6 protein-coding genes and 2 tRNA genes are annotated in these 3,422 nt (G+C 46.8%); 5 read left to right on the top strand and 3 right to left on the bottom strand.

All coding sequences use genetic code 11. The features are described 5' to 3' along the window. Positions 1-8: 8 nt before the first annotated feature. Positions 9-100: transfer RNA gene (locus AC4MRN_RS20160), tRNA-Ser, on the bottom strand. A gap of 264 nt (positions 101-364) precedes the next feature. Then, positions 365-456 (bottom strand) — tRNA-Ser (locus tag AC4MRN_RS20155). Positions 457-702: 246 nt separating this feature from the next. Between AC4MRN_RS20155 and AC4MRN_RS20150 the strand changes: the two genes are divergently transcribed. Genes AC4MRN_RS20150 through AC4MRN_RS20130 form a run of 5 tightly spaced genes read left to right on the top strand, consistent with a single transcriptional unit; the run spans position 703 to position 2,767 of the window. Further along, positions 703-1,368, top strand: a complete 666-nt coding sequence (locus AC4MRN_RS20150) for a Bax inhibitor-1/YccA family protein (protein ID WP_073324593.1) — start codon at positions 703-705, stop codon at positions 1,366-1,368. Positions 1,369-1,426: 58 nt separating this feature from the next. Further along, the gene (gene tusD / locus AC4MRN_RS20145) at positions 1,427-1,813 is read left to right on the top strand and encodes a sulfurtransferase complex subunit TusD (RefSeq protein ID WP_073324594.1); all 387 of its coding nucleotides are present in this window, start codon (positions 1,427-1,429) and stop codon (positions 1,811-1,813) included. Further along, a complete protein-coding gene (tusC, locus tag AC4MRN_RS20140) occupies positions 1,813-2,163 on the top strand; it encodes a sulfurtransferase complex subunit TusC (RefSeq protein WP_488801857.1) in 351 nt (116 codons plus the stop codon). The genes tusD and tusC overlap by 1 nt, the downstream gene beginning before the upstream one ends. After that, entirely contained in the window at positions 2,163-2,426 is a 264-nt protein-coding gene (locus tag AC4MRN_RS20135; RefSeq protein WP_491204327.1) for a DsrH/TusB family sulfur metabolism protein, read from the top strand. The genes tusC and AC4MRN_RS20135 overlap by 1 nt, the downstream gene beginning before the upstream one ends. Next, complete coding sequence (locus AC4MRN_RS20130) at positions 2,405-2,767, top strand: TusE/DsrC/DsvC family sulfur relay protein (protein ID WP_491204326.1); 363 nt, start codon at positions 2,405-2,407, stop codon at positions 2,765-2,767. Before AC4MRN_RS20135 ends, AC4MRN_RS20130 begins: the two co-directional genes overlap by 22 nt. 46 nt (positions 2,768-2,813) lie before the next feature. On the opposite strand, the gene serS is transcribed toward AC4MRN_RS20130, so the two are convergent. Then, the coding region (gene serS / locus AC4MRN_RS20125) for a serine--tRNA ligase (RefSeq protein ID WP_491204325.1) at positions 2,814-3,422 on the bottom strand (609 nt) is incomplete at its 5' end.

The following is a 3,422-nucleotide window of genomic DNA, read 5'->3' as shown; positions in this document are numbered from 1 at the left end:
CTTAAATATGGCGGAGAGTGAGGGATTCGAACCCCCGGAAGGTTTGACCCTTCGCTTGATTTCAAGTCAAGTGCATTCAACCGGACTCTGCCAACTCTCCTGAGTTGCTGCGTATCTTAATGATATTTTTGGTGCTGTAAAGGGAAACTTTAACAAACTGAATCGTTTGGTTATAAAACCGTCATAATTAATCGATTTAGGTATTAACGGGTTAAAACGAATCCAGTTACAAAACACACCCGCGTTTTTATTTAGCTTTATTTGTTTGGGCTTGGCGAATATAGATGTGTCTGAGCCAGTAATTGAATCAGAGTTTACTCGCAGGCAATAAAAAACCCGCAACAATGTGCGGGTTTCTTAAATATGGCGGAGAGTGAGGGATTCGAACCCCCGGAAGGTTTGACCCTTCGCTTGATTTCAAGTCAAGTGCATTCAACCGGACTCTGCCAACTCTCCGTGAAGTGATGCGAATCTTAATGATATTTTTGGACCTGTAAAGTGTTATTTTGCATTTCGCCCACTGTTTGCCTGAGATTTATGCAAATCTACACATTAATTTACGATCATAGCTAAAAAGTAAACAATTCATTACTTTGATAGTCATTAGCTATTGAAATTCGGAACTAAAACCCATACAAATGCACTAAACTATAGCGTAATATGGTTTGCAACTTAGTTAGGTCTATCCTATTGGAGGAAACAATGGATAATCGTTCGGTGTATACCAGTACATCCAGTCAGTCGGTTCTGGAAACCAACAAAGTACTTCGTAATACTTACATGCTGCTCGGCATGACGCTCTTGTTCAGCGCAGTGTGTGCAGCGGTTACTATGGCTATAGGTATTTCACCTATGGTGTCGTTACTGATGACCATCGGTGCATTCATTACTTTATTCGTTGTTCATAAAAAAGCAGATTCCGCTTCAGGCATCTATTGGATTTTCGCTTTCACCGGTCTGATGGGTGGCTCGTTAGGCTACACGCTTAACTTCTATCTAGGCGTTGCGGGACCTGGCCTTATCATGGAAGCTCTGGGTGGCACAGCCCTTATCTTCTTTGCGCTGTCTGCTTATGCCTTAACCACTAAGAAAGACTTCTCCTTCATGGGCGGCTTCTTGAGCATTGGTATCCTGGTTGTTCTGGTTGCGGCAATCGCGAATATTTTCTTCGCAGTACCTGCTGTTCACCTGGCTATTAGCTCAGCAATCGTGTTCCTGATGTCTGGTTTCATTTTGTATGACACCAGCCGTATCATTCACGGTGGTGAAACTAACTACATCCGTGCAACAGTTGGCTTGTACCTGAACATCTACAACATCTTCGTATCACTGCTACACATCCTGGGTGTGTTCGGTGGCGACGATTAATATTCGTTAGTAACAGCTTAACGAGAAAACACCCCGTTAAGGGGTGTTTTTGTTTATTATGACGACAACTTCTGTGCTGATCACCTGTTCACCTGAAGCGCTGAATACCAGCCTGAACGCCCTCGCGTTTTGCGAGGAACTGGCAAAGCAGTCTGCAATAAATCATGTCTTCTTTTATCAGCAAGGCGTATTGCAGGCTAACGGCATGATTGCCCCGGGTACCGGTGATATTCACCTTCCCTCACGATGGGCAGCGTTAGCAAAACAGTATGGCTTTCCGTTGCACGTTTGTGTTGGCGCTGCCACCAAGCGTGGTATTGTCGATGAGACACAGGCAGAAGAATTGGGGCTGGCTCAGTCAACGCTTCATGCTGGTTTTGAACAAGTTGGCTTAGGCGAGTTTTTTACCGCGCTCCACCAATCAGATAAAATGGTACAGTTTTAATGGCAACGCTGGCAGTTATTCTTACGCAGCCCCCTTACGGCAACCTGAGTGCATCTGAAGGTATTGAGTTCGCCCTTGCATCTACAAACTATGGTCACGAATGCAGTGTTTTCTTTGTGGGTACGGGTGTGCTGCAATTGATGTCGAATCAACAGCCGTCCGAGCAAAAGAACCACGCGAAACAATTAAAAGTGATGCCCTTGTATGACATCGACCATTGTTATGCCTGCGCGGTGTCATTGCTTAAACATAATGTATCGGTGGATTCAGCCCCTGTTGATATTCAACCTTTAACGCCTGAAGAGTTGAGTAGCACACTGGCTACCTTTGATCACACGGTGACCTTCTGATGTTATTGCTATTAGATCAACATATCGACCTGGACGAACTGTCAGGCCTACTCGATGACCAATCAGACACAACGACCTTGGTGTGTTGTTCTGATGGCGTGTATCTGGCGCATCATATCGCCCAGCAGTGGCCACACATCACCTGTTTTGCGCTAACCGCTGATTGTGAAAGCCGCGGTGTAGACGCACCGCAAACGCTTAGTCACAGCGAATGGGTCGCGCTTTCATTTCAACACAAACAATGGATCTCTTTGGCACCATGAGTCAGGCTTTTTCTTTCGAATTTAACGGCAACAGCATAACAACCGACAAGCAAGGGTATTTACTGGATTACACCCAGTGGCATCCGGATATGGTACCCGTCTTGGCTGAACAGGAAGGCATTGAGCTGACTGAAGCCCACTGGGAAGTCATTAGGTTTGTCCGTGAATTTTATGAGGAATATGAAACCAGCCCGGCGATCCGCGCTTTGGTCAAGGCCATGGCGGCGAAATTTGGTCCCGAGAAAGGCAACAGCCGCTATTTACAGCGGCTGTTTAAGAAAGGGCCTGCTAAGCAAGCAACTAAGCTGGCTGGACTGCCAAAACCGGCTAAGTGTTTGTAAGCTGAGTCATCAGCCTACAAACAACTGACTGGCCTCAAGAAATAACTCAGGCCGTGATTTCGGTTACGCCACCCATGTAGCTCACCAGCGCTTCTGGAATTTTCACAGAGCCATCAGCCTGTTGATAGTTCTCCAGAATCGCTACCAGCGTGCGCCCCACAGCCAAACCAGAACCATTCAGCGTATGCAGTAGCTCTGGCTTGTTGGTTTCAGGATTGCGGTAACGTGCCTGCATACGGCGCGCCTGGAAGTCCAGCATGTTTGAACATGATGAAATTTCACGGTACGTGTTTTGAGCAGGTAACCACACTTCCAAATCGTAGGTTTTACAAGAGCCGAAGCCCATATCACCGGTGCACAACAATACCTTGCGGTACGCCAGCCCCAGTTTTTGTAAAATCACTTCAGCGTGGCCCGTGAGCTCTTCCAATGCGTCGAAGCTGTCTTCAGGCTTCACCAATTGCACCATTTCTACTTTGTCGAACTGGTGTTGGCGAATCAGACCTCGTGTATCACGACCGTAGCTTCCTGCTTCACTTCGGAAACACGGTGTGTGTGCGGTCATTTTAATTGGCAGCTCTTTAGCAGCAAAAATCTCGTCACGCGCCAGGTTGGTAAGCGGTACTTCCGCCGTTGGAATTAACGACAACCCCTG

It is taken from the genome of Marisediminitalea sp. (genome assembly GCF_984433645.1).
Note: the sequence above shows the minus strand (reverse complement) of the source record. Positions and strands in the feature narration are given on the sequence as shown.